At 42.6% G+C, this 4270-nt stretch carries 3 protein-coding genes; all 3 read right to left on the reverse strand.

Annotated features, from left to right (window positions below; translation table 11 throughout):
• Positions 1-41 precede the first annotated feature (41 nt).
• Positions 42-509: a molybdopterin-dependent oxidoreductase gene (locus B9J84_RS15795; protein WP_064626470.1), complete on the reverse strand. Its 468-nt coding sequence runs from the start codon at positions 507-509 to the stop codon at positions 42-44.
• A 201-nt stretch (positions 510-710) separates the two neighbouring features.
• Positions 711-2087 carry a YjiH family protein gene (locus B9J84_RS15800; RefSeq protein ID WP_026027937.1) on the reverse strand — a complete coding sequence of 459 codons (1377 nt, stop codon included), beginning with the start codon at positions 2085-2087 and terminating at the stop codon, positions 711-713.
• Positions 2088-2438: 351 nt separating this feature from the next.
• Positions 2439-4100: a SulP family inorganic anion transporter gene (locus B9J84_RS15805; RefSeq protein WP_094124537.1), complete on the reverse strand. Its 1662-nt coding sequence runs from the start codon at positions 4098-4100 to the stop codon at positions 2439-2441.
• Between the last annotated feature and the right edge of the window lie 170 nt (positions 4101-4270).

Genomic DNA, 4270 nt, shown 5'->3' on the forward strand with positions numbered 1-4270 from the left:
GTATAACAAGGGGTGTAAAGTGCTGTGTTTTGTAAAATTCATTATTTACCGTGAATCAATAGTTTTTCTAACTGCCACACCATTTGGGTGTAATAAATGTCATTATCTATTTGTGGATATTTATCTAGATTGTAGATCAGCCAAAATGGCCCCTTGTTTCTTATTTTCATTTCATCGCCATTCATGTGATACGCAATAATGGGTTCATAGCGAGTTAAGTTTTCAATTGCAATATTAGCGGCGTAATCATTAATGGCCAAAAATGATACAGAAGAAACCTGTCCAACTTGCAAATGATTAATTAAATCAATAACTTTAAAACCAGTGAAAGTATTTTCTTTTGGTAACCAAGGAAGCTGAGTCGTGAAGGTTTCACGAGGCAGTATCTCTGCCAATTGTGCAAGAGAATAAGTAACCCGATCTTGGTTTGGGAGGGTAATAGTTAAGCTTGCAGCATGAACAAATAAGCTGAAAAAAATAAGTGGTAAAGCGGTTATCCATCTCATCATAAACTACCTTATTTACTTCTGCTTTTTTCTTAGAGCATAGGCTAAAAGTATAAGGTGATAATTTAATCAATGAAATTATTTTCTATTTATATTTCTGTTAATTTGGTCGAATCAATCTTTAGTTTAGAACAAAAAAATCCCCACATAAGTGGGGACTTGCATATTGAAATGTTATTAGTGCCGTTACTGCTGCATTGTTTACTAAAAAATGAGATGTGCTACACCAGCTATCACTGGCAGTGTAATGAGCGTACGCAGAATAAATATGACAAACAGCTCAAGGATGTTGACAGGAATTTTGCTGCCTAACATTAACGCACCCACTTCAGACATATAGATCAACTGAGTCACTGACATGGCTGCAATCACGAAACGTGTCATTTCATTATCAATGGAAGCTGCAAGAATCGCGGGAATAAACATATCCGCAAAGCCGACCACAATGGTTTGAGATGCTTGAACAGCCTCAGGTACACCAAGTAATTCTAGAAAAGGAATAAACGGTTGGCCCAATACAGAAAATACAGAGGTGTATTCCGCAACAATCAGAGCCAGAGTACCCAAGCCCATCACGACAGGTAGCACACCAAACACCATATCAACAGCGTTACGCATGCCTTCAGCGAAGATCGATTTCGCAGATTTAACTTGGCTTGCTTTCGCCAGTGCTAATTCCATCCCCCATGAGAACGAGGTATGTCCGCTTGGAACTGCATCGGCATCTTTAGCTGGAGAGGTACCATCAATATAAGTGTTCTTTTTGAAACTTAATGGTGGCAGGCGAGGAATGATGATCGCTGCAACAAAGCCTGCAAGGCAAATGGTGCCATAAAAAGGTAGGAACAGATGCTCTAGCTTAACTTGCGCAATAACGACTAAGCTGAAGGTAATTGAAACGGCAGAAAACGTTGTACCAACAATAGCGGCTTCACGCTGTGTGTAGAATTTGCTTTCGTACTGTTTGCTGGTCAGCAAAATACCGACACTACCGTCGCCCAACCAAGAAGCCATGCAGTCGATTGCGCTACGGCCTGGAAGGTTGAAAACTGGACGCATGATTCTGCTTAATAAACTACCAAATAGCTCCAGTAGCCCGAAGTTAAGCAGTAAAGGCAGCAAAAGCCCTGCAAAAATAAATACAGAAAATAAAGTGGGTAATAAACCCTCAAGAACCATACCGCCAGTGTTTTCTTCCCAGATAGCCTTAGGGCCGATTTGGAAAAACGTCATGATGACGGCGATACCACCAAATACACGGACGGCTAACCAAAGAGCAGATGGATTAAAAAGCCCATTTAAGAAAGGACTCTTTGTAATGAATGCAGGTTGAAAAATTTTACATAAAATGGAAGCTGCAGACATAAAGGCGATGATCACTGTCACTATTGCAACAAGGTAATCACCCAAAATAGCTTGGATAGATTTAGCAAGGACGGCAACTGGAATGGTTAAGTCACCTTGGTAGCTAATTGGCGCCATAAACAAAAATAGACCAATTAACGAAGGGATGAAAAACATCCAAAAGCTACTTTGTGTTGGTGCTACAGGAGCTTCAATAGTTTGAGCGTTATCTTGCATGTCGTGTCTCGTATTACTGCGGGTCAATAGTCACCAACTGGTGGCATAAAAATGCACTAAATAGCTCTATTTAGTCATTGCAGGCAAGAATATCTATTTTTAAGATGGCTTGCAATACTATTCATTAATCAAGGTTAAGTATTCAAACAAAAGAGCTGTTATTCTCAGATAACATGGTCATTTGTTTTGTTATTGTTGCATTGGTTAATAATCTGTTGGTGGTTGAGGTGTGCGTTTTAAAAAGAGTTAAGGAGGGCTGCGGAAAATTGGGTGATTAAGGTAAGAGGGACGGGTCTGTCAAAGGCCTTTAACCGGAGGCTAAAGGCCAAAAATGTATAGGTCCAATGAGCTTTATTGAGCCGTACTGATATTCAAACGTTGTAGGCTAACGCTAAGCGCATCATCGAATTGACTAAAGAAATTATCTTCACCGACCAAATCAACAATACCCGCTTTTTTCAGTTTCATTGCAACACGAGTATTTGCACCAGAGATCAACACTTGCACATTCTTTTTATGGAAGTTTTCGATCATTTCCTCAATGGATTGCAGGCCAGTAATGTCCATAAATGGAACCCATTTAAGGCGAATAATTAAAATTTCTGGCTGCTCTTGAATGCTGCTCATCACACGCTCAAAGGTTTCAGCCGCAGCAAAGAAAAATGGGCCTTCTAAGGCATAAACGGCGAGCTCTCTTGGTAACTGAGTTTGCCCATGACGAAGCAGCTCAGCACTGAGCTCATGGTGTGTATTGGCTTTTACCTCAACACTAGATGCCATACGTTTTACAAAGTGAAGGGTAGCGATGATCACCCCGATGTTGACGGCGACAACTAAGTCAGCAAACACGGTTAATCCAAATGTTAGCAACAAAATAACCACATCGGCTTTGGGTGCACGTTTAACCAATTTAATAAAGTGGGGAACTTCACTCATGTTCCATGCTACGACGAACAAAATCGCACTGAGTACTGCCAGTGGAATATTGACGGCTAATGGTGCAAGTGCAATAAGGATAATGACCAGAGTGAGCGAGTGCACCACGCCCGAAAGTGGGCTTGTCCCCCCGTTGCGTATATTGGTTGCAGTACGTGCAATGGCGCCTGTTGCTGCAATACCACCGAAGAGAGGAGCAACGATATTAGCGATACCTTGGCCGACTAATTCTTGGTTTGAGTTGTGTTTGGTGCCCGCCATACCATCGGCGACCACCGCCGAAAGCAATGATTCAATCGCACCTAGCATGGCAATCGCAAAAGCAGGGCCAATCAATAGAATAATTTGAGAGAAGCTAACTTCTGGAAGCGAAAACTCTGGCAGTCCTTGAGGTATGCCTCCAAAAGCCGATCCAATCGTGCGGATCCCTTCAAAGCCAACAAAATATTGCAACACGGTAACGGTGACGAGAGCAAGCAGCGGCCCTGGTACTTTCGAGAGTTTCGGGATCTTAGGGCCGAAGATAACCAGCGTGAGTGAAAATAATGCAAGGCTTGTGGTGGCCCAATCCATCTGCGGAAAGGCATGGAAAATAGACACTAATTTTTGATGAAAATGCTCACCTTCGATCTTGGGGAGGCCGAAGAATTCTTGCCATTGCCCAACCCAGATAATGACACCGATACCGCTGGTGAAGCCGACGATTACGGGGTCAGGAATATAGCGGATGATGCTACCGAGTTTTGCGACCCCCAGAACCAATAGAATCACACCGGCCATCATAGTGGCTATCTGCAACCCGCTGACCCCATACTGGCTAACAATTCCAGCAAGTATCACGATGAAAGCGCCCGTTGGGCCGGCTATCTGCACTCGCGAGCCGCCAAACAGTGAAACGATAACGCCTGCAATAATGGCGGTGTATATCCCTTGCTCCGGTTTCACGCCAGAAGCAATAGCAAATGCCATTGCCAGTGGCAGAGCGACAACCCCTACAATCAAACCTGCACTGATATTATTTAGCCACTGTTTTGGTCGTAGCAGACCGGCTTTATAGGATTCATATACGGCAAACATAATTGATAACCTTATTGAAAATAGGGGAAAATAGAAAGCGCGGTGGATTCTACGCTCATTTAAAATGCTGTAAAGAGGGGTGAATATTCAACGGAGGTTATAAATATAGTGGTTCGGCGGCGGAATTTTTACTATTTAGAGTTGTGGATGTGAGTCTATTTTCTTATGAT

Source organism: Vibrio sp. V03_P4A6T147 (assembly GCF_002241085.1).
Lineage (GTDB): Bacteria > Pseudomonadota > Gammaproteobacteria > Enterobacterales > Vibrionaceae > Vibrio > Vibrio anguillarum.

Coding starts and splice junctions, on each gene's coding strand:
- B9J84_RS15795 (WP_064626470.1), bottom strand. CDS start 509: ATGATGAGATGGATAACCGCTTTACCACTTATTTTTTTCAGCTTATTT.
- B9J84_RS15800 (WP_026027937.1), bottom strand. CDS start 2,087: ATGCAAGATAACGCTCAAACTATTGAAGCTCCTGTAGCACCAACACAA.
- B9J84_RS15805 (WP_094124537.1), bottom strand. CDS start 4,100: ATGTTTGCCGTATATGAATCCTATAAAGCCGGTCTGCTACGACCAAAA.